Source organism: Methylosinus sp. H3A (genome assembly GCF_015709455.1).
GTDB lineage: Bacteria > Pseudomonadota > Alphaproteobacteria > Rhizobiales > Beijerinckiaceae > Methylosinus.
In genome coordinates this window covers 570,232-594,468 of sequence record NZ_JADNQW010000005.1, presented here as the reverse complement: position 1 = coordinate 594,468, position 24,237 = coordinate 570,232, and the positions used below count along the sequence as shown (strand labels likewise).

The 24,237-nt window shown below is 66.0% G+C and carries 21 protein-coding genes; 12 read left to right on the top strand and 9 right to left on the bottom strand.

Translation table 11 applies throughout. The annotated features are described in order from the left end of the window. Positions 1-5 precede the first annotated feature (5 nt). From hemH to IY145_RS05895, 4 genes are all read right to left on the bottom strand, one after another. The gene (gene hemH / locus IY145_RS05905) at positions 6-995 is read right to left on the bottom strand and encodes a ferrochelatase (RefSeq protein ID WP_196407351.1); all 990 of its coding nucleotides are present in this window, start codon (positions 993-995) and stop codon (positions 6-8) included. Beyond that, positions 992-1,801 carry a 3-methyl-2-oxobutanoate hydroxymethyltransferase gene (panB, locus tag IY145_RS05900; protein WP_196407350.1) on the bottom strand — a complete coding sequence of 270 codons (810 nt, stop codon included), beginning with the start codon at positions 1,799-1,801 and terminating at the stop codon, positions 992-994. The genes hemH and panB overlap by 4 nt, the downstream gene beginning before the upstream one ends. Positions 1,802-1,887: 86 nt before the next feature. Next, positions 1,888-2,013: a hypothetical protein gene (locus IY145_RS26135; RefSeq protein ID WP_281433663.1), complete on the bottom strand. Its 126-nt coding sequence runs from the start codon at positions 2,011-2,013 to the stop codon at positions 1,888-1,890. Between the two features lie 82 nt (positions 2,014-2,095). After that, positions 2,096-2,668, bottom strand: a complete 573-nt coding sequence (locus IY145_RS05895; protein ID WP_196407349.1) for a L,D-transpeptidase — start codon at positions 2,666-2,668, stop codon at positions 2,096-2,098. A gap of 200 nt (positions 2,669-2,868) precedes the next feature. On the opposite strand from IY145_RS05895, the gene IY145_RS05890 reads away from it, so the two are divergent. From IY145_RS05890 to IY145_RS05870, 5 genes are all read left to right on the top strand, one after another. Continuing rightward, positions 2,869-4,083, top strand: a complete 1,215-nt coding sequence (locus tag IY145_RS05890; protein WP_196407348.1) for a S9 family peptidase — start codon at positions 2,869-2,871, stop codon at positions 4,081-4,083. A 241-nt stretch (positions 4,084-4,324) separates the two neighbouring features. Continuing rightward, positions 4,325-4,780 carry a 30S ribosomal protein S6 gene (gene rpsF, locus IY145_RS05885; protein ID WP_196407347.1) on the top strand — a complete coding sequence of 152 codons (456 nt, stop codon included), beginning with the start codon at positions 4,325-4,327 and terminating at the stop codon, positions 4,778-4,780. Next, positions 4,780-5,016 carry a 30S ribosomal protein S18 gene (rpsR, locus tag IY145_RS05880; protein ID WP_018266677.1) on the top strand — a complete coding sequence of 79 codons (237 nt, stop codon included), beginning with the start codon at positions 4,780-4,782 and terminating at the stop codon, positions 5,014-5,016. Before rpsF ends, rpsR begins: the two co-directional genes overlap by 1 nt. 168 nt (positions 5,017-5,184) lie before the next feature. Further along, on the top strand, positions 5,185-5,583 hold the full coding sequence (locus IY145_RS05875) for a hypothetical protein (protein ID WP_196407346.1): 399 nt from the start codon (positions 5,185-5,187) through the stop codon (positions 5,581-5,583). Positions 5,584-5,805: 222 nt separating this feature from the next. After that, entirely contained in the window at positions 5,806-6,873 is a 1,068-nt protein-coding gene (locus tag IY145_RS05870; protein ID WP_196407345.1) for a sensor histidine kinase, read from the top strand. A 5-nt stretch (positions 6,874-6,878) separates the two neighbouring features. Here the strand turns inward: IY145_RS05870 and IY145_RS05865 are convergent, their stop codons facing one another. Both IY145_RS05865 and IY145_RS05860 read right to left on the bottom strand, forming a co-directional pair. Beyond that, the gene (locus tag IY145_RS05865) at positions 6,879-7,745 is read right to left on the bottom strand and encodes an ATP-binding protein (RefSeq protein ID WP_196407344.1); all 867 of its coding nucleotides are present in this window, start codon (positions 7,743-7,745) and stop codon (positions 6,879-6,881) included. A 523-nt stretch (positions 7,746-8,268) separates the two neighbouring features. Next, the gene (locus tag IY145_RS05860) at positions 8,269-12,477 is read right to left on the bottom strand and encodes an SEL1-like repeat protein (protein ID WP_196407343.1); all 4,209 of its coding nucleotides are present in this window, start codon (positions 12,475-12,477) and stop codon (positions 8,269-8,271) included. Positions 12,478-12,878: 401 nt separating this feature from the next. On the opposite strand from IY145_RS05860, the gene IY145_RS05855 reads away from it, so the two are divergent. From IY145_RS05855 to IY145_RS05825, 7 genes are all read left to right on the top strand, one after another. Further along, positions 12,879-14,672, top strand: a complete 1,794-nt coding sequence (locus tag IY145_RS05855; protein ID WP_196407342.1) for an acyl-CoA dehydrogenase C-terminal domain-containing protein — start codon at positions 12,879-12,881, stop codon at positions 14,670-14,672. A 235-nt stretch (positions 14,673-14,907) separates the two neighbouring features. Continuing rightward, positions 14,908-16,116, top strand: coding sequence for an acetyl-CoA C-acetyltransferase (locus tag IY145_RS05850; RefSeq protein ID WP_196407341.1), 1,209 nt, complete (start codon positions 14,908-14,910; stop codon positions 16,114-16,116). A gap of 25 nt (positions 16,117-16,141) precedes the next feature. Next, entirely contained in the window at positions 16,142-18,349 is a 2,208-nt protein-coding gene (locus IY145_RS05845; RefSeq protein WP_196407340.1) for a 3-hydroxyacyl-CoA dehydrogenase NAD-binding domain-containing protein, read from the top strand. Then, the gene (locus IY145_RS05840) at positions 18,349-19,395 is read left to right on the top strand and encodes an aldo/keto reductase (RefSeq protein ID WP_196410423.1); all 1,047 of its coding nucleotides are present in this window, start codon (positions 18,349-18,351) and stop codon (positions 19,393-19,395) included. Before IY145_RS05845 ends, IY145_RS05840 begins: the two co-directional genes overlap by 1 nt. 138 nt (positions 19,396-19,533) lie before the next feature. Beyond that, on the top strand, positions 19,534-20,352 hold the full coding sequence (gene lgt, locus IY145_RS05835; protein ID WP_196407339.1) for a prolipoprotein diacylglyceryl transferase: 819 nt from the start codon (positions 19,534-19,536) through the stop codon (positions 20,350-20,352). Further along, on the top strand, positions 20,349-21,431 hold the full coding sequence (locus tag IY145_RS05830) for a class I SAM-dependent methyltransferase (protein WP_196407338.1): 1,083 nt from the start codon (positions 20,349-20,351) through the stop codon (positions 21,429-21,431). The genes lgt and IY145_RS05830 overlap by 4 nt, the downstream gene beginning before the upstream one ends. Continuing rightward, entirely contained in the window at positions 21,428-22,216 is a 789-nt protein-coding gene (locus tag IY145_RS05825) for a polyphenol oxidase family protein (RefSeq protein ID WP_196407337.1), read from the top strand. Before IY145_RS05830 ends, IY145_RS05825 begins: the two co-directional genes overlap by 4 nt. Before the next feature lie 45 nt (positions 22,217-22,261). Here the strand turns inward: IY145_RS05825 and IY145_RS05820 are convergent, their stop codons facing one another. From IY145_RS05820 to carA, 3 genes are read right to left on the bottom strand one after another with little or no spacing between them, the layout of a single operon-like run. Next, entirely contained in the window at positions 22,262-22,624 is a 363-nt protein-coding gene (locus IY145_RS05820) for a DUF86 domain-containing protein (RefSeq protein ID WP_196407336.1), read from the bottom strand. Continuing rightward, positions 22,624-22,917: a nucleotidyltransferase family protein gene (locus tag IY145_RS05815; RefSeq protein ID WP_196407335.1), complete on the bottom strand. Its 294-nt coding sequence runs from the start codon at positions 22,915-22,917 to the stop codon at positions 22,624-22,626. The genes IY145_RS05820 and IY145_RS05815 overlap by 1 nt, the downstream gene beginning before the upstream one ends. Positions 22,918-22,933: 16 nt before the next feature. Beyond that, positions 22,934-24,124 carry a glutamine-hydrolyzing carbamoyl-phosphate synthase small subunit gene (carA, locus tag IY145_RS05810; RefSeq protein WP_196407334.1) on the bottom strand — a complete coding sequence of 397 codons (1,191 nt, stop codon included), beginning with the start codon at positions 24,122-24,124 and terminating at the stop codon, positions 22,934-22,936. Positions 24,125-24,237 lie beyond the last annotated feature (113 nt).

Below are 24,237 nucleotides of genomic sequence, written 5' to 3'. Positions count from 1 at the left end.
CGCCGTCACACCCAGCCCGACAATTCGCGCCGCGCGATCGTCTCCAGCGCGCGCAGCCCATCCTCGCTGTCGTTGAGACAGTCGAGCCGCGCGAATTTTTCGCCGCCGGCGTCGAGATAGGCATGGCGCAGCTCGGCGCCGATCTCCTCCAATGTCTCGAGACAATCGGAGACGAAGCCCGGCGTCAGCACGGCGACGCGCTTCACGCCGCTCTGCGCCAGCTCTTGCAGCACATTCGCCGTATAGGGCCCGGTCCATTGCGTGCGGCCGAAGCGCGATTGAAAGGCGAGCCGCAAATGCTCGGCCGACATGCCCAGCTTCGCGCGCAAGAGATCGAGCGTCGCCTCGCAATGGCGGCGATAGGGATCGCCGCGATCGATCTGCGCCTGTGGCAGGCCGTGGAAAGACGCGATCAGAATCTCGGGCGTAAAATCGAGCGCCGCCAGCTGCGCGCGCGTCGAATCCGCGAGTGCGTCTATATAGGCGGCGTCGTCGTAGAAGGGCGGAACGATGCGCAGCGTCGGCTGCTCGCGCAGAAGCGCCAGGGCGCGCGCCGCATCGTCGAAGACGGAGGCCGTCGTCGAGGCGGCATATTGCGGATAGAGCGGGAACAGCAGAATGCGCTCGCAGCCCTTTGCGCGCAGCGCGTCGATCTTCTCGCCGATCGAGGGCCCGGCGTAGCGCATGGCGAAATCGACGATGACGCCCGGATCCGTGAAGCGCGCGCCGAGCTTTTCCGCCTGCGCGCGCGTGATCGTCTTCAGCGGGCCTTCGTCGCGCTCCATGTTCCAGACCGAGCGATAGGCGCGCGCCGAGCGGCGCGGACGAAAGCTCAGCACGAAGGTCTCGAGAATCGGGCGCCACAGCACAGGCGGCAGATCGACGACGCGTCGATCCGACAGAAACTCGCGCAAATAGCGGCGCACCGACCAATAATCGGCGCCCTGGGGCGTGCCGAGATTGACGAGGAGAAGGCCGATTCGAGACGCGCTCATGCGATGGTCTTCTCGAAAGCCGCGAGCTCGGCCGCCTCCAGTGAGAAGCCGTTCTCCTCGGCGGGGAAGCGCCCCTCGCGCACGTCACGCGCGTAAGCCGCGACGGCCTCGCGCAGCGCGGCGCCGAGCAGGGCATAGCGGCGATTATGCTTGAAGTCGCGCGTTCCGAGGGCGGCGAGATCATGCACGACCAGCACTTGCGCGTCGCAATCGGCGCCCGCGCCTATGCCGATCGTCGGCGCGCGCAGGCGCTCGCTGATCTTTGCCGCGAGCTCGCGCGGAATGAGCTCGAGAACGAGAAAATCCAATCCCGCGGCGTCCAGCTCCAGCGCATCGGCGAGGAGCTTCGCCGCCGCCGCGGCCGTCTTGCCCTGGCGGCGCTTGCCTTCTTGATGCTGCGACTCGAGCCCGATATGGCAGCACACGTCATGGCCTTCGCGCTTCAGCGCGCGCAGGATCTCGGGCCGCGCGCCTTCGAATTTCACGCAATCGGCGCCGGCCTGCGCGAGCCGCGCGGCGCTCTCCAGCGCCTGCGCCTCTGTCTCATAGGTCGCGAAGGGGAGATCGCCGATGAGATAGACGCCCGGCGCGCCGCGGCGCACGGCGGCGATATGATGCGTCATATCGCCGAGCGTCACCTCGCGCTCGCTGGCGTAGCCCAGCACATTCGTGCCGACGCTGTCGCCGACCATGACGATATCGACGCCCGCCTCGACCTCGATCCGCGCCGTCGGCGCGTCATAGGCGGTCAGCACGACGAATTTCTCGCCGCGCTGCTTCATCTCGACATAATGGCCGGCCGCCATCTGCTCACCTTCGCTGGACCCCGCCGCTCGCGAGCGAGGACGGGCAGAGCGCTCTATAGAGCAAACGGCGCCGCTGAAAAAGCGGCTCAGCGCGAGCAGGCGTGCGGCAGCAGCGGCAGGCGGATGTCCTGCAGCTCGTAGGTGCATTTGTCGCAGCCCGTGAGCAGCGCATAGGCGGCGACGAGGCCCGCCAGAATGCAGAACTTGCGCATGACCGTTTTCCTCGAAACTCTAAAGAACGCCGCCTCTACGATGGAGGGAGGCGGAGTTGATAGCTCGAGAAGGGCCCCCCTGTCATTTCAGCACGACCACGCGGGTTCCGATCTTGACCCGGTCGTAGAGGTCGGCGACGTCGCGGTTGGTCATGCGGATGCAGCCGGAGGAGACGGCCTCGCCGATGGTGTCGCCCTCATTGGAGCCGTGGATGCGATAATCGCTGGAGCCGAGATAGAGCGCGCGGGCGCCGAGCGGATTGTCCTGGCCGCCCTCCATATGGCGCGGCAGGTCGGGCCGGCGCTTCAGCATGGCCGCGGGCGGGCGCCAATCCGGCCATTCGCGCTTGGCGGTGATCGTCTTCACGCCGGACCAGGTGAAGCCCTCGCGGCCGACGCCGACGCCATATTCGATCGCCTTATCGGGACCGAGCACGTAATAGAGCCGCCGCTCCTTGGTGGAGACGACGATGGTGCCCTTTTTGTATTGGGGATGGCGCCAGACGACGGTCTGGCTGGGGATGGATTGCAGGCGGAAGTTATTGATGAAATCCGCGACCGGGCCGCGATCCAGCGGATTGGCGGCCAGCGCCGGCCAGGAGGCTGCGAGACCGAGCGCGAGCGCGCCTGCGAAACGAATATGGTGCGAGAACATGCTTCAGCCTTCTCCTGCCACGGTTGGGCCCCGTTTGTCGAAAGGAAATGCGGCCGAAATGGGATGGCGAGACAATGGCCTTGCCTCCTCGCGGCGCCGCGCGGTCTCGCAAATGCCTCGTCTACACGGCGCATTTACCGCCGGACGATAGCTCAGGGGAGCAGACGTGTTGCTCATCCGCAAACCGAAAAGGCTCCTTCATGTCGAAAGTTCTTCGCGCCCTGTCGTTGTTCGCGGCGTTGCTCTGGGGAGCGGCCGCGGGGGCGGCTCCGGCCTCGCGAAATGCGCCGGAGCAAGTCTCCTCTGGAGTGAAATACGAGTTTCTGGCGCGCTGGGACGTTCATCGCCTGAACCAGATATTGGAGACCGACACGCCCAAATTCGCGGGCGTCCGAGTGGCCTACACGCCGGCGCGCAATGCGGTGAAGCTCTATCGCGTCACTTATCCGTCGGTCATACCGGAGAAGGGCAATGCGCCGACCGTCGCCTCGGGCCTGCTCGCCATCCCGGACACGAAGGAGACCACTTTCCCCCTGGTCTCCTATCAGCATGGCACGGTCTATGGGCGCCACGAGGTTCCGTCCTTCGCCGAGGAGTCGCCCGAGACACAGCTGATGATCGCGCAATTCGCGGGCCAGGGCTATGCGATGATCGGCGCCGATTATTTCGGCCTCGGCGTCTCGCAGGAGCCCGAGGGCTATATGGTGAAGGCCAGCCATCAGCAGGCCTGCTATGATTTGCTGGTCGCCAGCCGCAGCGTGCTCGACCATCTGAAGCTGAAGAGTGACAAGCTCTTCCTCTCGGGCTGGTCGCAGGGCGGCTTCGTCACCATGGCCTTTCTGGAGAAGCTCGAGAGCGCGGGCGTTCCCGTTCAGGCGGCCGCCACCGCCAGCGCGCCGCTCGACCTCTTCGCCGCCATGGAGGGTTTTCTCGACTTCCCACGCCCGAACGACGCCGTCTGGCTGAACAGCATCTTCATCCTGTCCGCTTTTTCCTATGAGAACTACTATGGCGTTCCTGGTCTCGCCCGCTCTTTGTTCGCCGAGGACTATTATGAGATCGTCAAAAAGGCCTATGACCGCCAGCCCTTCGATCCGGCGGCCATTCCGGCCGATCTGCGCAAGCTGATCCGGGCGGATTATTTCGACTCGCATTATTTCGCCAATTCGGCCTTCGGACGCTTGATAGCGGCGACGCAGGCCTATCGCTGGGTGATAAAATCGCCGGTCCACAATTATTACGGCGAGGCGGACGAGGCGATCACTCAGGGCGTCGGCCGCATGGCGATGACCTATGCGCAGGCCATGGGCTCGGGCAATACCGTCGTGGAGGCGGTCTCCACCGGGCCGACGACGCATCGCGGCACATTCGCGACCGCCGTCCCGCAGTGGAAGGCCTGGTTCGACGGCCGCTGAAGGGCGGCCGGCCCTGAACTGTCGAAGCGTCCGCACTTGCATCCTGCGCCCGCCCCGCTATAAAGCGCGCTTCGCGACGCTTCCGGCCGGAGGCTGAACGGAAGGCCTTCGGCTCCGTCCGAGGTTGGGTTCGCCCGTCTTCCCGTGTCTCCGCCTTCGAACTTCCCGTTCGAGCCTTTCCCACGAGGCTCGGAGGGCTCTGCGCCGAGAGCGGCTCGCGACAATGAGGAAAGGCAAGAGAATGGCTCTCTACGAGCATATCTATCTTGCGCGTCAGGACGTCTCGCCCCAGCAGGTCGAAGCGCTGACGACGCAGTTCAAGGGCATCATCACCTCGCTCGGCGGGAAGGTGTCCAAGACCGAATATTGGGGCGTGAAGTCCCTCGCCTATCGGATCAAGAAGAACCGCAAGGCGCATTTCACCCTTCTCAACATCGACGCCCCGCCGGCGGCCCTGGCCGAGGTCGAGCGTCAGGAAGGCCTGAGCGAGGACATTCTGCGCTTCATCACCCTGCGTGTCGAGGCGCTGGAGGAAGGCCCGTCCGCGCAGCTTCGCAAGCGTGACGACGATGATCGCGGCGACCGCCGCGGCCCCGGCGGCCCGCGCCCCGATCGTGGCGATAGAGGCGACCGTGGCGACAGGGGCGATCGTCGCCCGCGCCGTGACGAACCCCGCGCCGAAGGAGAGACATTCTGATGAGCGCCGCAGCCCGCCGCCCCTTCTTCCGCCGCCGCAAGTCCTGCCCCTTCTCCGGCGCCAACGCCCCGAAGATCGACTATAAGGACACGCGCCTGCTCTCGCGCTACATCTCCGAGCGCGGCAAGATCGTGCCCTCGCGCATCACGGCCGTCTCGGCCAAGAAGCAGCGCGAGCTGGCCCAGGCCATCAAGCGCGCCCGCTTCCTCGGCCTTCTGCCTTATGTGATCCGCTGATCTTTCCGGATCGGAAGTTTCGAACGGCCGCGCCTCGGGCGCGGCCGTTTTTTTTTGTCCATCGGGCAATCATCCCGATGCGATCCGGGAATAAGCCCCGAGCGAAAGCGGGACATTCGCGCGATAACGACTCCTCATCGTCCAATCGATAGCGAGGAGACTTCGAAGGTGGAAATCCTGCTCATCGGCTCAGCGGCCTGCATGACGGCTCTGATCACGACCGCTTGGCTCATGACCTTGGCCAAATGGTTTCCGATCGCCGGCCTCGACGCTCTCGTCATCGACTATAAGACGATGATCCGCGCCCATATCGATTACGCGATGATGGCGGGCTTCGGCGTCGCTTTCTACGGCTCCGGCGTGGAGCTCCCGATCGTCGCCTGCTGGTGCGTGGCTGTCGGCGGCTTCACCAATCCGACCGTCTTCACCATCGCCGCTTTCGATCCGAATTTCTGGGACAAGGCGATCTGGAAAATCTACACGGCGGCGACCTTCGTCGTGACCTCGGTCGGCTTCCTGTGGATCGCCTACGCCTTCGTCGGTCATGCGCTGAGACATTGGGCGTGATCGGTTTGTCAGAGTTGAATCGAATTGTCGAAGAACTCCATCCGATGTTTCCTGCATAGCCGAAGTCTTCGTGAGGATTCGTGCGAGACGGCGCGAATTTCTTCTTTACCTCGGCGGGGCCACAGGCCAGTATCGGCGCAGGGAGACTGCGTCCGGCGAGACGAGAACTCGACAATGCGCGCGGAAAACCGCGCTGCGGCCGGACGTGACGAAGGAGGGAGAATGCCGGAGGCCGCGACGGCCGACGACTGGCGTCGACTCGTGTTCGACGAGACGGTCGCGGGACTCGTGCTCATCGACCAGTTCGGCACTATCACCGGCGCCAACGCCTGGGCCTGCCGCATGTTCGGCTTCGAGGCCGAGGCCGAGATCATCGGCATGCCCATTTTCCGCTTGTTGCCGGAGGCGTCGCCTCTGGACGCCGGCCTCGGCCTCGGCCTAGAGGGCGTGCGGCGCGACGGCGTGCGTTTTCCGGTCGACGCGCGCTTCACCATGATCGAGCGCGACGACGAGACGATCTTTCTGGCGACGGTCGTCGATCTGCGCGGAACGAGCGCCGAAGAGGCCGCGCTCATCGCGCGCGCGGAGGAGCTCGAGCGCGTCAACGAACGGCTCGCGCGCTTCGCCTTCGTCGCCTCGCAGGATCTTCAGGAGCCGCTGCGCAAGATCGCCGTTTTCGGCGATCTGATGGAGGAGGCGATCCTGCGCGGCGACAATGACGAGATCGTCCACGCCAACGCCGTCATGCGTTTTTCCGCGCTGCGCGCCCGCGCGCTGGTGCAGGATCTTCTGTCCTTCTCGCGCATAGTGAACGACGAGCTCGAGCTGGCTTCGCTCGATCTGCGCGCCGCGATCGAGCTCTCGCTCGCCGCATTGTCGCCGACGATCGCCGAGACCAAGGCGCGGGTGGAGATCGATCTGCCCGCCGTCGCGATCGAGGCCGACGCCACGCAATTCCAGCGGCTCGTGCAGAATATTCTTGCCAACGCCATCAAATACAGAAAGCCGGGCGAGCCGGCGACGATCGACATAAGGGCCTTTCGCGACGAGGCCTCGCTCTGCCTCGCCATCGCCGATGACGGCATCGGCTTCGAGGCGCAATATGCGCAGAAGATTTTCGAGCCGCTGAAGCAATTGCACAGCAAGGTGGAGTATCCGGGCTCGGGCGTCGGCCTCGCCATCTGCAAGGCGATCGCCGATCGCCATGGCTGGCGCCTCAGCGTCGAGGCGCAGCCCGGCCTCGGAGCGACCTTCTTCATCGTGCTGCCGGCGCGTGACGCGGGCCGATAGAGGTTTCAGCCGTCGAGCCGCTTGCCCAGCCGCCCGGCGAGATCCTGCACATATTGCCAGGCCACGCGTCCAGAGCGGGCGCCGCGCGTGATGGACCATTCGAGCGCCTCGCGCTCGATCGTCTCACTGGTCGCATCGAGCCCGTGATGGCGCGCATAGCCGAACACCATGGCGAGATAATCGTCCTGCGCGCAATTGTGGAAGCCGAGCCACAGGCCGAAGCGATCGGAGAGCGAGACTTTCTCCTCCACCGCCTCGCCGGGATTTATGGCGGAGGAGCGCTCGTTCTCCATCATGTCGCGCGGCAGCAGATGGCGGCGGTTGGAGGTGGCGTAGAACAGCGCATTGCGCGGCCGCCCCTCGACGCCGCCCTCGAGCGCGGATTTCAAGGATTTATAGCTCGTCTCCGCGCCGTCGAAGGAGAGATCGTCGCAAAACAGCAGAAAGCCGAACGGCTTTTCGCGCAATGTCGCGAGGAGTGAGGGCAGGCTCTCTATGTCCTCGCGATGGATTTCGACGAGCTTCAGCGGACGCTCGTTCTGCGCCTCGCGCGCGATCGTCGCATGGACGGCCTTGACGAGCGAGGATTTGCCCATGCCGCGCGCGCCCCACAGCAGCGCATTATTGGCCGGCAGGCCACGCGCGAAGCGGCGCGTGTTGTCGATGAGCTGATCGCGCTGCCGCGCTATGCCCTCGAGCAGCGAGAGATCGACGCGATTGACCTCGGCGACCGGCGAAAATTCGCTGCGCGCGGCGCGCCAGACAAAGGCCTCGGCGGCGGAAAAATCCGGCGCGCGCGGCGACGGCGGGGCGAGCCGCTCGAGCGCGGAGGCGATGCGCTCGAGCAGAGCGAGTTTGTCCTTGTCCGACATGAGGGCTCCTCGGCCGCGGCGTTGCGGCCGAGGGACTTATAGCAGAGGCCGTGGAGGGGCGCTCGCGATGTGAGCCCCGCGCACGCGGGCGACTCGCGGGTGGTCGCGTCGCCATCGCGGGGGTCGAGGAGGAGGATCGCCGTCGCGAAGAGCGTCGCGAGCTCGGCGTCGCCATGGGCGCAGGAGATCGGGCAGAAGAGGCAATGGCCGGGCCCGTCGGACCGCGTCGGCGCGTGGCCGCCGTCGGTCATGGGCCGGCAGATCTGGCCCGCCGCGGCGAGCCCCGGCTGCGACGGCGCGGCCGGGCCTCCGAATAGGCGAGGGCGAGCGTCTGCAACAGCAGCAAAGCCGCGAGTCCCCTCGTCACGAGCGCGCGCGATCTGCCGCGGGCCGGGCCGAAACTTCGCCATAGCGGCAGGGTCGGCAATGGCGCGAGGGGCGTCGAGACAGAAAACGCCTCGCGGCGGGCGCGAGGCGTCGAATTTCTCGTCGCTGTCGCCGCGGCGACACAGTGCCCGGCTTTTTAGAGCGCGGAGACCTTCGGCTTGCCGGCGGGCTTGGTCTCCGGCTTGATCTCCGGCTTGGCGGGGGCCCTGGCGTTCTCCCAGCCGCCGGGCGGAGGCGGCACGTCATTGGCGGCGCTGTCCGGCTGCTTCGGGCGGAAGCCCTCGACGAGCGCCTTGGCGGCCGCGAGGTCTTTCGAGTCGAGGCGGGCGCGCACTTCGTCGCGCTTCTTGCCGGCGTCCTCGTCGCCCTGCGTGGCGGCGGCCGAGAACCACAGATAGGACTGCGTCAGATTCTGCGGAACGCCGAGCCCGCGGGCGCAGAGTATGGCCAGATTGAACTGGCTGTCGCGCACGCCATATTCGGCCGCTTTGCGGAACCATTGCGCCGCCTGACCGTAATCCGGCTTGCCGTCGCCGCCGCCCGCGAAAAGCACGGCGAGATTATGCATGGCGCGGGCGTTGCCGGCCTCGGCCGCGCGCTTGTACCAGGAGAGCGCCTGCCCATAGTCGCGCTCGACGCCCATCCCCTTCTCATAGATGGAGCCGAGCCGATATTGGGCCGGAGCGAGCCCCTTGCCGGCGGCCTTCTCGAACCATTGATAGGCGATCTTCGGGTCGCGCGGCGCGCCGCCGCGGCCTTCGGCGTAGCGCAGGCCGAGCTCATATTGCGCATTGGCGTCGCCGGCGGCGGCGATCTCCTTGATCGTCGCGAGCACATCCTGTCGCGGCGTCGCGGGAGGCGCCGCCGTGGAGGTTCCGATCGCGCCGACCGGCATAGGATCGACCGTCTGGGAGCCGAACCGGCCGGGGGCCGGCGCCTGCGGATTGGGAGAGAAGGCGCCGACGCCAGAAGCGCCGGGCGCGAGAGCCGGAACGCCGAGCGATTTCGGCGCAGCCGGGGCGAGGGCGGGCGCTCTGGTCGGCTCCGCTGCGGAGACGGCGGCGGCCGGAGCCGCAGTCGTCGTGGCGCCGGCTCCGTCCTTGGCGGTCGGCTCGGCGGCGTTGGCGGAGGCCTCCGTCGCCGGCTTCTCGGCGGCGGCCGTCGCCTCTTCCGGCTCCGCCTGAACGGCGGAGGCCTGCGGCGCGGGAGAGTCGAGCGTCACGCGAGCGATCTGATAGGCGCCATAGAGCAGGACCAGCACGCCGACGCCGAGCAGCAGTGGCCGCCGGCGGGATTGCAGCGCCGCGCCGACGGCGGTCACGCCGCCGCCGCTGGCGGCCACGCGTTCGGGCTCCGGTTTCGCAGCGCGCTCGGCGGCGACTTTTTTCGCGGCCTTGCTGCCCTGCGCCGCGGCGGCCTGGGCGTCGACCGCGGCCTGCTGGGCGGCGCGGCGCGCGGCCGCGATGAAATCCTGCTGCACGGAGCCGGAGCGATCGTCCTCGCGGGTGATGGTCGGCTCGCGGCGCGGACGACGGTCGCCCGGCTCCAGCAGTATATCCTCGACATCGCCGACCGGCGCCGCCGGCTTCACCCGCGCGGCGCGGCGCGGATCGGCGCCGTCCTTGGCGCGTTGCGGCTCCGTTGCGGCGGGCTTGACCTTGCGCAGATCGGTGAGCTCGTCCTCGAACATGGAGAGGCGTTCGACGACGCGCTGCAGCGTCTCATGCACGGCCGCGAGCGTCTGATTGGTGCGATGGCCCGCCTCGTCCTGGAAATTACGAAGCTCGGCGAGCTCCTTTTCCAGCGCGTCCTGCAGGCCGCCCTGTGCGGTCGCGTCGCGCAGCGCATCCTGCGCCGCCTCGCGCGCGGCGATCTCGGCGACGCGCACGGTGGTGCTGCGCGTCTCCTCGACCTTGGTCGCCAGCGCGCCGAGCGCGCGCTCGATCGCGACGAAGGAATCGCCGTTCATGTCGGAGCGGTCGAGCCGTTCCGCGAGTCGGCCGATCTGCTGCTCGAGCGCGGTGAAGGTCGTGCGGTCGGCTTCCGGATCGAGCGCCGCGTCCATCTTGTGCGCGAGCTGTCCGACGAGCTCCGCCAATTGCAGATTGGCGTCGTCGGCGCGCCGGCGCGCGGTCGAATCGATGCGCGCGGCGAGCTCGGCATGGACATGATCGATGCGCTCGGCGAGCGCGCGCATCTGGTCCGCGCCCGCGGATTTCTGCGCGTTGGCGGCGACCGGCTGGAGCCGCTGCTCGAGCTTCTCGATCTTGCGGCCGAGCTCGTCGAAACCGGGATGGACGATTCTCGCCTCGGTCGCCGCGTCGATCTTCTCGGCGAGCGAGGTGAACAGCCGTTCGAACTGGTTCGGATCGACGCTGGAGCCGCCGCGCTCCTTGCGTTTGAACTCCGAACGCAGCTCGTCCATATTCTTGGCGATCTCGCGCAAATGCTCGGAATCGGCGGATTTCTGCGCGCTCGCGGCGACCGGCTGGAGTCGCCGCTCGAGCTTTTCGATCTTGCGGCCGAGCTCGTCGACGGGGTGGACGATCTTGGCTTCCGCGGCCGCGTCGATCTTCTTGGCGAAAGAGGCGAAAAGCTGCTCGACCTGATCGACGTCGACGCCCGAGCCGCTGCGCTCTATGCGCGCGGCGAGCGATTTGTGGACCTGCTCGATGCGCTCGTGGATCTCGTCGAAGCGCTTGGCGCCGCCGGACTTCGTCGAGACGGAGTCGAGCTTGACGGCGAATTCCTCGAGCCGGCGCTCGAGCGCGGCGAAGGAGCCGCCGATCTCGGTCGAGACGATCGAGCGAATGCCGTGGATGAGCTCGCTCACATCCTTCGCCGTGGCGACAGTTGCGCCGGCGGCGCCGAGCTCGTCCACCTGCGTGGTCAGCGCGGCTATGCCGGCCTCGAGCTTTTCGATCGGCAGCGGACGCCGGGAGACGGCCTTCAACAGTTCGTGTATCTCGCGCGTCTCTCCAGCGATCTCGTCGAGAGCGGCGCGGTCCGCGCCGCCTTCGGCGTGATGCTCGGCGAGCTTGTCGCCGAGCGATCGCACTTCCTCATAGAGAACGGCGACGATGCGGCTCGGATCGAGATCGCGCAGAATCGAGCGCAGATCGGCGGCTAGCCGCTCGACCGGCGCCAGCACCATATCCTCGACGCCATAGAGACGCTGCGCCTCGACGCGCGCGGTGAGCTCGCGCAGGGCGGTCTCGACGGCGGCGACGGAGGCGCGCGGCGCGAGATCGACGAGCGCGCGGGAGAGCCCCTCGAGATCGCAGCGCAATAGATCGATCTGGGCGACGACGGCCGCTTGCTGCTCGCCTTGAACGTTCTGCTCGGCGCGGGACGCCGCGAGCTGGCGCGAGAGCGCCTCGATCGATTCGGCGAGGCCGTCGAAGATCGCCGGCCGCGCTTCGCTCGCGCGCCGTGCGACGGCGAGCTCGCCGTCATGGCCGCTCGCTTGCTCCTCGAGCGCGCGTTGGCGTTCGGTGATCTCGGCGACGGCGTCCGCGAGCGGCCGCCGTGTCGCGGCCCGGCGCTCGCGTTCCGGCTGAGCGTCGCGCTCCTGGCGCCTTTCGTGCTCCTGGCGCCTTTCGTGGTCTTGTTGAATTTCGCGTTGCTGGCGCCGACGCGATTCCGCGAGGCGGCGCTCCTCGGCTTCTTCGTCGAGCCGCGCCGCTATGTCGGCGAGCCGCTGGTCGAGGGCGCCGAGCGCGCTCTCGAATTCATAGGCGCGATCGTCGTGCGACAGGCTGTCTATGCGCGCCTCGAGCCGCGCCAATGCATTGCGGATCGGCTTGACGCCCTCGTCCGGGCGAGTGGAGACGCGCTCCTCGATCCGCCCGAGTCGCTCCATCACGGCGCCGATATCGTCGCCGAGGCGGGCGCGGTTCGAATGATTGCGGTCGATCAGCTTGGCGAGGCCGGAGAGGGCGTTCGCCGTCTTGCGCTCGCTCTCGGCGGAACGCCGTTCGAAGAGGGCGACGGCGTCGTCGACGATGGCTTTGGCGTCGATCTCGCCGCGGCCGCGCCGCGGCGCCGGGGCGAAATCATCGTCCGGCTCGTCGTCGCGCATGTCGCGCCTCGGCGAGGCGTCGCGCCGCAGACGGCCGCGATCCGTGCGTCCATAGATGCGCGAGCGCAGAGCGCGCCGGCGCGCCGGCGCGGTCGGCTCGTCGTCATCGTCGGCGGGGGCGCGATCGTCGATAATTGCTTTTTCTTGGATCACATCGTCGAGCCAATCGGAAAGGCTCTTGCCCGATCGTCGCGCCGCGGCGCGTGCGACGTCGCGGGTTTCGTGATGTATACCCTTGAAGCTGAAGGGAAATGCCTCTGTCATCGGATATCCGGCGGGCTCGACCCGTGCAGGCGTGAGGAAACTGGACGAGCGAAGACTCGAGGCGCGAATCGCGCCGGAACGCTTTGATGGCGGGGGGGCGCCGTCGCGAGGGACTTTCCTTCGAACGAGGTAAATAAATAGTTAATGCTTGTGTGGAGCCGACCGCAGCGCGGCCTATTGCGCGAATGGGGACGGCTCTCTACCTATTGCTGCGCGAGGCGTGCGTCGCGGACCTATGATTCGCACATAGAATGAAACACTTGGCCGTCGACCCCCAACTTTGTTCGACGTCGCGTTTTCGTAACCATGAGGGGCGCATTATCGTCGACGAGCCGGCCGACCACCGGGAAAAACGCCTATATCGGAAGAATACCTAACAGATCCGCGCAGGGAGGGCTCTCATGCCGATCTTCAAGGCCCCGGTGGACGACACTCTTTTCCTCTTGAATGACGTTCTGCACTTCGAGCGCTACGGGAATCTGCCCGGATTCGCCGACGCGACGCCTGATGTGGTGGCGCAGATCGTCGGCGAGGCGGGAAAAATCTGCGAGGAGCGGCTGCAGCCTTTGAACCGCAGCGGCGACGCGCAGGGGTGCCGCCTGGAGGCTTCTGGCGACGTCTCGACGCCCGTGGGCTTCAAACAGGCCTATGCGGACTTCGTCGCCGGCGGCTGGATCGGATTGGCGGTTCCGCCAGAATATGACGGACAAGGCCTGCCTTATACGTTGGCCCTCGTGATGAATGAATTCGCTTCCGCGGCCAATATGGCTTTTGCGATGTATCCGGGCCTGACCCAGGGCGCGCTGGCCGCGCTGCTGCGCCACGGCGACGAGGAGCAGAAGCGCCTCTTCGCCCCGCCCATGGCGGCCGGCCGCTGGACCGGCACGATGAATCTGACGGAGCCGCAATGCGGCACCGATCTCGGCCTGCTCACTACAAAGGCCGCGCCGCGCGAGGACGGTTCTTACTCCATCACCGGACAGAAGATTTTCATCTCCGCGGGCGAGCATGATCTTTCCGAGAACATCATCCATCTCGTGCTCGCACGCATAGAGGGCGCGCCGGCGGGGGTGAAGGGCATCTCCCTTTTCATCGTGCCGAAATTCGACGTGGCGTCGGACGGTTCTCTCGGTCCGCGCAACGCCGTGCGCTGCGGCGCGCTCGAGCATAAGATGGGCATTCACGGCAACGCCACATGCGTGATGAATTATGACGGCGCGAGGGGCTTTCTGATCGGCGAGCCCAATCGGGGCCTCAATGCGATGTTCGTGATGATGAACGAGGCGCGGCTCGGCGTCGCCGTGCAGGGCCTCGCGCAATCGGAGGTCGCCTATCAAAATGCGGCGGCCTACGCCAAGGAGCGTCTGCAGGGCCGCGCGCTCTCGGGCGCGAAGAATGCGGCCGGCGCGGCCGATCCCATCATCGTGCATCCGGATGTGCGGCGCGGCCTCATGGAGATGAAGGCCTTCAACGAGGCGGCGCGCGGCCTCGCCCTCTCGGCGGCGCTCGACAGCGACATCGCCCATCGCTCGCAGGACGCCAAGGCGCGTCAGGCGGCGGAGGATCGGCTCGGATTGCTGACGCCGGTGCTGAAGGGCGTGCTCACCGATCTCGGCTTCGAGAATGCGGTGAAGGCGCAGCAGATCTGGGGCGGCCACGGCTACATAGACGAGAATGGCGTCGAGCAATTCGTGCGCGACGCCCGCATCACCATGATCTATGAGGGCGCCAATGGCATTCAGGCGCTCGATCTCGTCGGCCGCAAGCTGCCCAAGGACAATGGCCGCGCCGCCATGGCCTATTTCGCCGAGGTGAATGAATTTGCGAGCCGCGAGAGCGCGGACGAACGAATGAAGCCCTATGTCGATCCGTTGAAGGCCGGCCTCGGCGATTTGCAAAAGGCCACGATCTGGCTGATGCAGAATGCGCTCGCCAAGCCGGACAATGGCGCGGGCGCGTCTTATGACTACATGCATCTCTTCGGCCGTGTCGCGCTCGGCTACATATGGGCGCGCATCGCCCGCGCGGCGCTCGACAAGAAAAAGGAGAACCCCGGCGACGGCGCCTGGCTCGACGCCAAGCTGACGACGGGCAAATTCTATATGGAGAAGATGCTGCCCGAGACGGGCTTCCGTCTCGCGCGAATCACGGCGGGCGTCGATACGACGATGAGCCTGCCGGCGGAGATGTTTTGAAAAAGGGTGGTGAATGAGTAGGCGAGACTGCAGCCCTCGCCCTCATGCCGAGGAGCGCCTGCAAGGCGCGTCTTAAAAGCACGAGGGCGAGCTCCAGAAGGCGGCGCGTGAAGGTTTTCTGATCCTTCGTCCTTCGAGACGCCGGCGCCGCCGGCTCCTCAGGATGAAGGATCAGAAAACTTTCATTCGTCGACCTGGGTCTCGTTTCACGCTCCCGAAGAGAACGGAGTTCCCTATGCCCGAAGCCTATATCTACGACGCCGTGCGCACGCCGCGTGGCCGCGGCAAGCCGGACGGCGCGCTGCATGAGGTGTCGAGCCTCGCCCTCGCCGTCACCGCTCTCGCCGCGCTGAAGGAGAGGAACTGTCTCGACGGCGCAGGAGTCGACGATGTGATCCTCGGCTGCGTCGATCCGGTCGGCGAGGCGGGCGGCGATATCGCGCGCGCGGCGGCGATCTCCGCAGGCTATGGCTATGAGGTTCCCGGCGTGCAGATCAACCGCTTCTGCGCCTCGGGTCTCGACTCGGTGAATTTCGCCGCCGCGCAGATCATGTCCGGCCAGCACGAGCTGACCATCGGCGGCGGCGTCGAGAGCATGAGCCGCGTCGGCATCGGCGCCTCGGGCGGCGCCTGGCCGGTCGATCCGACCATCGCCATTCCCTCTTATTTCATGCCGCAGGGCGTCTCCGCCGATCTCATCGCGACGAAATACGGCTTCTCGCGCGATGATGTCGACGCCTACGCCGTGCAGTCGCAGCGGCGCGCCGCGCGCGCCTGGGAAGAGAAGCGCTTCGCCAAATCCATCGCGCCGGTGAAGGACGTCAACGGCCTCACGATCTTGGAGCGCGACGAGCATATGCGTCCCGCGACCGATATGCAGTCGCTCGCCGCGCTCAAGCCGTCCTTCGCCTTCTTCGCCGAGCAGGCGGGCTTCGACGCCGTCGCCATTCAGGCGCATCCCGATGTCGAGAAATTGACCCATGTGCATCACGCCGGCAATTCGTCGGGCATCGTCGATGGCGCGGCCGCCGTGCTGCTCGGCTCTCGCGAGGCGGGCGAGCGTCTCGGTCTGACGCCGCGCGCGCGCCTGCGCGCTTTCGCCAATATAGGCTCCGAGCCGGCGCTGATGCTGACCGGGCCGGTGGATGTGACGAAGAAGCTGCTCGCCAAGGCCGGCATGAGCTTCGCCGACATCGATCTCATCGAGGTGAACGAGGCTTTCGCCGCCGTGGTGCTGCGCTTCATGCAGGCTTTCGGCCTCGACGATGCAAAAGTGAATGTGAATGGCGGCGCCATCGCGCTCGGCCATCCGCTCGGCGCGACGGGCGCGATGCTGGTCGGTACGGCGCTCGACGAATTGGAGCGCAGCGGCAAGGCCACGGCACTGGTGACGCTCTGCATCGGCGCCGGCATGGGCACGGCGACGATCATCGAGCGCGTGTGAATTTCAAGCCTGCGGGAGTGACCCGATGAACCTCGTCAATTTCCGTTTCGAGACCGGCGCCGACGGCGTCGCTCTGCTCACCTGGGACAGCCCCGATCGCTCGATGAATGTCATCACCTTCGAGGTGATGGACGAGTTGGAAAAAGTCATCGACGAAGTGGCGAGCAATCCGCAGATCAAGGGCTGCGTCATCACATCGGGCAAGCCGGCCTTCTCCGGCGGCGCCGATCTCTCCATGCTGCAGAAGAGCGCGGTGGAATACGCCAAGGCCGTGCGCGAGCAGGGCGAGGAGGCTGCGATGAAGCAGTTCTTCGAGGGCGCGCGCAGATTGTCGCTGCTCTATCGCAAGCTCGAGACCAATGGCAAACCCTTCGCCATCGCCATTGCCGGAACCTGTCTCGGCGGCGCCTTCGAGCTCGCGCTCGCTTGTCATTATCGCGTGCTCGCCGATACGGAGAAGACCAAGGTCGGCCTGCCGGAAATCAAGGTGGGATTGTTCCCCGGCGCCGGCGGCACGCAGCGCGTCGCGCGGCTGATGCAGACGGGCGACGCCCTGCAATTGCTGTTCAAGGGCGAGCAATTGAAGCCGGCGAAAGCCAAGGCCGCCGGACTCGTTCACGAACTCGCGCCGGAAGGCGAGATCGTCGAGCGGGCGCGCGCATGGATCGTCGATGGCGGCAAGGGCAAGGCGCCGTGGGACGTCGAAGGCTTCAAGCCGCCGTCGGGCCGTGTGTTCTCGCCGGGCGGCATGATGGTGTGGCCCGCCGCCAACGCCATCTACCGCCGCGAGACCTTCGACAATTATCCGGCCGCCAAGGCGATTTTGCATAGCGTGTTCGAGGGGCTGCAATTGCCCTTCGATCTCGGCCTGCGCGTCGAGGCGCGCTGGTTCGCGCATATTCTGCGCTCCAAACAAGCGGCGGCGATGATCCGCTCGCTGTTCCTCTCCAAGAATGAGCTGGAGAAGGGCGCGCATCGGCCGAAGGAGATTCCGCCGGCGAAATTCGCCAAGATCGGAGTGCTGGGCGCCGGCTTCATGGGCGCGGGCGTCGCCTATGTCAGCGCGCTCGCCGGCATAGAGGTGGTGCTGATCGATCGCGATCAGGAGAGCGCCGACAAGGGCAAGGCCGTCATCGACAAGCTCATCTCCGGCCAAGTGTCACGCGGGCGCGCCACCGCCGCCGACAAGGAGGCGCTGCTTTCGCGCATCACCGCGTCGCCGGATTATGAGAAGCTCGCCGGCGCCGATCTCATCGTCGAGGCCGTCTTTGAAGAGCGCGGCGTGAAGGCGGAAGTGACGAAGAAGGCGCAAGCGATCGTCGGTCCCGATGTGATCTTCGCCTCCAACACCTCTACTCTGCCGATCAGCTCGCTGGCCGAGACGTCCCTGAAGCCGGAGAATTTCGTCGGCATTCATTTCTTCTCGCCGGTCGAGAAAATGCTGCTCGTCGAGGTCATCCGCGGCAAGAAGACGAATGACCGCGCCGTGGCGACGGCGCTCGATTTCGTGCGCGTCTTGAAGAAGACGCCGATCGTCGTCAACGACACGCGCGGTTTCTACGCCAATCGCTGCGTGCTGAATTTCGTGCGCGAAGGGCACATAATGCTCACCGAAGGCGTGCCGCCGGCGATGATCGAGACCGCCGCGCGCATGGCCGGAATGCCGGTCGGCCCGCTGTCGCTCAATGACGAGATCGCGCTCGATCTCGCCTGGAAAATCCATCTCGCGACGAAGAAGGATTTGGGCGAAGCCGCCGTCGATCCGACGCAGGAGCGCGTGCTGCATTTCATGGTGGAGCAGGAAGGGCGCCTCGGCCGCAAGAACGGCAAGGGATTCTATGATTATCCGGCGAGCGGCAAGAAGAGCCTGTGGCCGGGCCTGTCCGCGCTCGCCGATCAAAAGCTCGATCCCGACGCCATAGATGTGGAGGAGCTGAAGCAGCGCTTCCTCGTCGTGCAGGCGGTGGAGGCGGCGCGCGTCTTGTTCGAGGGCGTCGTCACCGATCCGCGCGAGGCGGATGTCGGCTCCATTCTCGGCTTCGGCTTTGCGCCCTTCACCGGCGGCACGCTGTCTTATATCGATGGCGTCGGAACCGCGGCCTTCGTCGCCATCTGCGACGAGCTCACGCAGAAATATGGCGAGCGCTTCGCCGCGCCTGCCGAGCTGCGCGATATGGCGAAGAAAGGCGAGAGCTTCTACGGCAAATATGGCGCGCAGGCGAAGGCGGCGTGATGCGTTACAATCAGCTCGGCCGCACAGGCCTCTTCGTCTCGGAAATCTGCCTCGGCGCGATGACGTTCGGCGAGGCGGGCGGCGCCGGAATCTGGGGCGCGATCGCCGATGTCGATCAGCAGGCGGCGACGCGCATCGTCGAGCGCGCATTTGCGGCCGGCGTCAATTTCATCGACACGGCCGACGTCTATTCCTTCGGCCGCTCGGAGAAAATGGTGGGGCAGGCGCTCGTCGATCTCGGCGTGAAGCGCAAGGACGTCGTCATCGCCACCAAATTCTATGGCGAGACCGGCGCCGGCCCCAATGATCGCGGCGCCTCGCGCGGGCATATAATGGACAGTGTCGAGACGAGCCTCGAGCGCTTGCAGACCGATCACATCGATCTCTATCAAATCCACGGCAATGATTCGGTGACGCCGATCGAGGAAACATTGCGCGCGCTGGACGATCTCGTCTCGCGCGGGCTGGTGCGTTACATCGGCCTCTCCAATTGGCAGGCGTGGCGCATCGCCAAGGCGCTCGGCGTCTCAGAGCGGCTGGGCTTTGCGCGCTATGAGACGGTGCAGGCCTATTATTCCATCGCCGGCCGCGATCTCGAGCGCGAGATCGTCCCGCTGCTCACGGAAGAAAAGCTCGGCCTCATGGTGTGGTCGCCGCTCGCCGGCGGATTGCTCTCTGGCAAATATGGCCCGGGCGCGCCGGAGGGCGCAGAGGGCCGCCGCGTCTCCTTCGATTTCCCGCCCGTCGACAAGGAGCGCGCCTTCGCCTGCGTGGCCGCCATGCGTGAGATCGGCGCGATACATTGCGTCAGCGTCGCCGAAGTGGCGCTGGCTTATGTTCTCGCCAAGCCCTTCGTCACCAGCGTCATTATCGGCGCCAGGCGCATCGATCAGCTCGAGCAAAATCTCGCCGCAGTGAAGCTGAAGCTCTCCGCCGACGATCTCGCGGGGCTCGACGCCGTGAGCGCGCTCCCTGCGGAATATCCCGGATGGATGTTGGAGCGTCAGGGCGCCTTTCGCCGCCCCGGTCCCTTCGAGGCGAAGTGACCGCGGGCCCATTTGCCCTTTCGGCGTCGAAATCGCGGCTGATTTTTCGCTTCTAGGCGCATTCCGAGCGCGCCGGCGATTCCGTTCGCGTAAAAAGCGCTCTAATCTCGCCGCTATCGGATGCAACCACGAGTCGTCATGCCTATTCTCGCGCTCCCCTTTCCGATGATCGACCCGGTTCTCGTCGAGCTCGGACCGCTGCCCATACGCTGGTATGCGCTCGCCTATATCGCCGGGCTCGCGCTCGGCTGGCTCTATGCGCGCAGGCTCGTCTCGCGCGAATATTTGTGGGGAAAGACGGCTCATCCCTCGGCGGAACGCCTCGACGATCTGCTCGTCTATGTCGCGCTCGGCGTCATCATCGGCGGACGTCTCGGCCATGTGCTGTTCTATGAGCGTGCCTTCTACTTCGCGCATCCGGAGGAGATCGTCAAAACCTGGAAAGGCGGCATGGCCTTTCACGGCGGACTCATCGGCGCGATCGTGGGCATGACGCTATTCGCATGGCGCGAGAAGATTTTTGCGCTCACCATCAGCGATATTTGCGCGACCGTCGCGCCGATCGGCATTTTCTTCGGCCGGCTCGCCAATTTCATCAAGCCGGAGATGTGGGGCCGCGAGAGCGATGTTCCCTGGGCCATGGTGTTTCCCGGCGCCGGCGACGCGCCACGCCACCCGAGCCAGCTCTATGAGGCGGGGCTCGAGGGCGTCGCGCTCTATATTCTGCTGGCCATCGCCGCGCAGCGCGGGGCGCTGAAGCGGCCGGGCCTCGCCACGGGCCTGTTCGGCGCCGGCTATGGCGTTGCGCGCATCATCAGCGAATTCTTCCGCGAGCCGGATCATTCGGAGGCGCTGGACAATGGCCTCACAATGGGCATGGCGCTGTCGGCGCCGATGATATTGGTCGGCGCGGCGCTCATTCTCTATGCGTTGCGCCCGCAGCGAGTCGAAGCATGAGCGCTTTGCACGAAGACATTGTCGAGCTCATCGCGCAGGAAGGGCCGATCACGCTCGAGCGTTACATGTCGCTCGCCCTGTCGCATCCGACCAAGGGCTATTACATGACGCGCGATCCTTTCGGCGCGGGCGGCGATTTCGTCACCGCGCCGGAGATCAGCCAAATGTTCGGCGAGCTCATCGGCCTTTGGGCGCAGGAGGCGTGGCGCGCGGCGGGCGCGCCTTCGCCGACGCGTCTCGTCGAGCTCGGGCCGGGACGCGGCACGCTGATGGCGGACGCTCTGCGCGTCGCGCGCATCTCGCCGGATTTTCTCGCCGCGATCGACGCGCATCTCGTCGAGACGAGCCCTGCGCTCGAGGCGCGGCAACGGCAGACGCTCGCCACGGCGCCGACGCATGTCTCCTGGAGCGCGGATGTCGCGCATGTTCCAGAGGGGCCGGCGATCATTATCGCCAATGAGTTTTTCGACGCGCTGCCGGTGCGCCATTTCGTGCAGACGGAGCGCGGCTGGAGCGAGCGGCTCGTCGGCCTGGACGAGAGCGGCGCGCTAGCCTTCGGCGTCGGCGAGCGCATGGAGCCCGATCTCACCGTCGCGGCGGCGGAAGGCTCGGTGATAGAGATCGGCGCGATCGGCGCGCGCATCATGCGTGACATCGCCGCGCGTCTCGTCGCGCAGGGCGGCGCGCTGCTCGTCATCGATTATGGCTATACGCAGACGGCGCTGGGCGAGACATTGCAGGCGGTGGCGCGCCACGCCTATGTCGATCCGCTGGAGGCGCCGGGCGAGGCCGATCTCACCGCCCATGTCGATTTCGCCGCGCTCGCGCGCGCAGCTGCCGCGGCCGGCGCGAAAGTGCAAGGGCCGGTGACGCAGGGCGCGTTTCTGCGCCAACTCGGCGTCGTCGAGCGCGCCGAAGCTTTGAAGAAGCGCGCGACGCAGGAGCAGAGCGCCGAGATCGACAGTGCGCTCGCGCGTCTCACGGGCGCGGGCGATCCCAAGCGCGACATGGGCGAATTGTTCAAGGTCATCGCCGTGACGCATCCCGACATGCCGTTGCTGCCAGGGTTTTTCCAATGACGGACACGATGGAGGCGCTCACTGCGCTCGGCGCCGGAAATCTCGCTCTGCCGGGCGTTCGCCACGCTTTCTTCACGCGCCTGGGCGGCGTGTCGGAGAGCGTTTATTCCTCGCTCAATGGCGGCGTCGGCTCCAGTGACGATTCCGCGCGCGTCGCCGAGAATCGCGCGCGCATGGCGCGGCGCCTGAGCGCGGAGGCGCATCGTCTGCTCGTGCCCTATCAGATTCATTCGCGCGACGCGCTTTACGTCGCCGAGCCTTGGGGCGAGACGGAGCGGCCGCGATGCGACGGCCTCGTCACCGATGTCGAAGGCTTGGCGCTCGGCGTCACCGGCGCCGATTGCGGCATGCTGCTCTTCGCCGATGCGAGCGCCGGCGTCATCGGCGCCTGCCATGCGGGATGGAAGGGCGCGCTTTCCGGCATGATCGAGGCGACGATCTCGGTGATGGAGACGCGCGGCGCGCATCGCGCCGATATTCATGTCGCGCTCGGCCCGGCGATCGGCCGCGAGAGCTATGAGGTGGGCGGCGAGTTCGTCGAGCGGTTCCTCGCCGAGGATGCGGGCTTTGCGGGCTTCTTCACGCATTCGACGCGCGAGGGGCATTCCATGTTCGATCTGCCGGGCTTCATCACGCGGCGCGTCGAAACGGCGAATGTCGCCTCTTTCGAGAATTTGCGCATCGACACTTACGCCGATGAGACGCGCTGCTTCAGCTATCGCCGCAGCGTGCATCGCAAGGAGCCGGATTACGGGCGGCTCGTGTCGGCGATCGCGCTGGGGTGAGGGCAGCGCTTACGCGGCGCCTTCTTATTCTCGAGCCGGATCGTTTTATTCTCGAGCCGGATCTTTTCGTACGGCTTCGAACTCTTCGCGGCAGACTTTCTCCAAGGGCTGGAGATCGCTCTGCGCGAGCTTCCACAGGACGGCTGCGGCGACCGTCTCGTAGCTGTGCCTCAGCACATTGCCGATGCCAGCCACCTTGCGCCAAGGAATTTCTGGATGACGCGCCTTCAGCTCATCGTCGAGATGGCGGCTGGCTTCGGAGATGATCTCGACGCCTCGCTCGACGAGCCATTGCCGCCGCCAATCGGCTTCGAAATCTTCGAGCGAGGCCTCGGCCATGCACTCGTGAATGTGCTCTATCGCTTCGATGATGTCCTGCAGGCGCGGAACGTTCGAAGGGATCGCCATCAGAACACGCGCAACGCGGTTTCTTCGATCCGCTCCCGCAACGCCTTGTGCAAGCTGTCGCGTGTCATGATGTCGACCGGGCTCCCGAGAAGGTCGCAGGCATAATCCTTTAGATCCATCAGCTCGAAAAGGCCGAGCTCGCCTTTTCGATAGTCGAAGAACAAATCGACATCCGATGTGGAGCCAGCTTCGTCGCGAGCGGTCGAGCCGAACAAATAGAGACTGAGCACACCGAGCCGCCGCAGCTCGGCTTCATGCGCTCTCAATCGTTCCATGGCCTCGTCGCGTTTCATGGCTTTCTCTAGCGGCTCACGCCCGCGCCTTCTCCATCATATCGACGAAGCGCGCGAAGAGATAATGGCTGTCCTGCGGGCCGGGAGAGGCCTCGGGGTGATGCTGCACGGAGAAGGCGGGGCGGTCGGCCAGCGCAATGCCGCAATTGGAGCCGTCGAACAGCGAGCGATGCGTCTCGGTGACATTGGCCGGCAGGCTGTCGCGATCCACGGCGAAGCCATGGTTCATCGAGACGATCTCCACCTTGCCGGTGGTGAAATCCTTCACCGGATGATTGGCGCCGTGATGGCCCTGCGGCATTTTCTGTGTCTTGGCGCCGACGGCGAGCGCCATCATTTGATGGCCGAGGCATATGCCGAAGGTGGGAACCTTCGCCGCCAATAGCTCGCGAATGGTGGGCACGGCGTATTTACCGGTCTCGGCCGGGTCGCCCGGCCCGTTGGAGAGAAACACGCCATCTGGCGAGAGTGCGAGAATGTCCTTCGCGCTGGTCGTCGCCGGCACGACGATCACCTCGCAGCCGGCCTCCGCCAGCAGGCGCAAAATGTTGCGCTTGACGCCATAGTCCACGGCGACGACGCGGAATTTGATCCCGTCGCGCTTGCCATAGCCAGAGGCCTGCCGCCAGACGGTTTCGTCCCAGTCGTAGCGCGCGGGCGCGGTGACGGAGGGCACGAGGTCCATGCCGTCTATGCCCGGCCAGGCGGCGGCCTGGGCGCGCAGCGCCGCGAGATCGAAGACGCCGTCCGGCGCATAGGCGATGACGGCGTTGGGCATGCCCTTCTCGCGGATCAGAGTCGTCAGCGCGCGCGTGTCTATGCCGCAGAGGCCGATGATTCCCCGCGCGGCGAGCCATTCGCCCAGCGGCCGCAGCGCCCGATAATTGGACGGGTCGCTCGACGGCGCCGCCACGATGACGCCGCGCGCGCCGGCCCGGTTCGCGAGATCGACGGTCTCGACATCCTCGTCATTGACGCCGACATTGCCGATATGCGGAAAAGTGAACGTGACGATCTGCCCGGCGTAGGAGGGATCGGTGAGGATTTCCTGATAGCCGGTCATGGCGGTGTTGAAGCAGACCTCGCCGACGGCCGAGCCCACGGCGCCGAAGCCGAAGCCGAAAATCGCCTCGCCGCTGGCGAGGACCAGAACCCCCGTGTGGACCGGAACCGTCCAACCCGTCGCTTCGTCTTGATCCGGGCTCATCCGCGCTCTATGCCTCACCCTCATCCGCCGGCGCGCCGCCATCGGGCGCCCGCCATCCCTCGAAAAATCTAGATTGCCGCGATCCCTTCGGATCGCAAGCACGTCTAGAACAT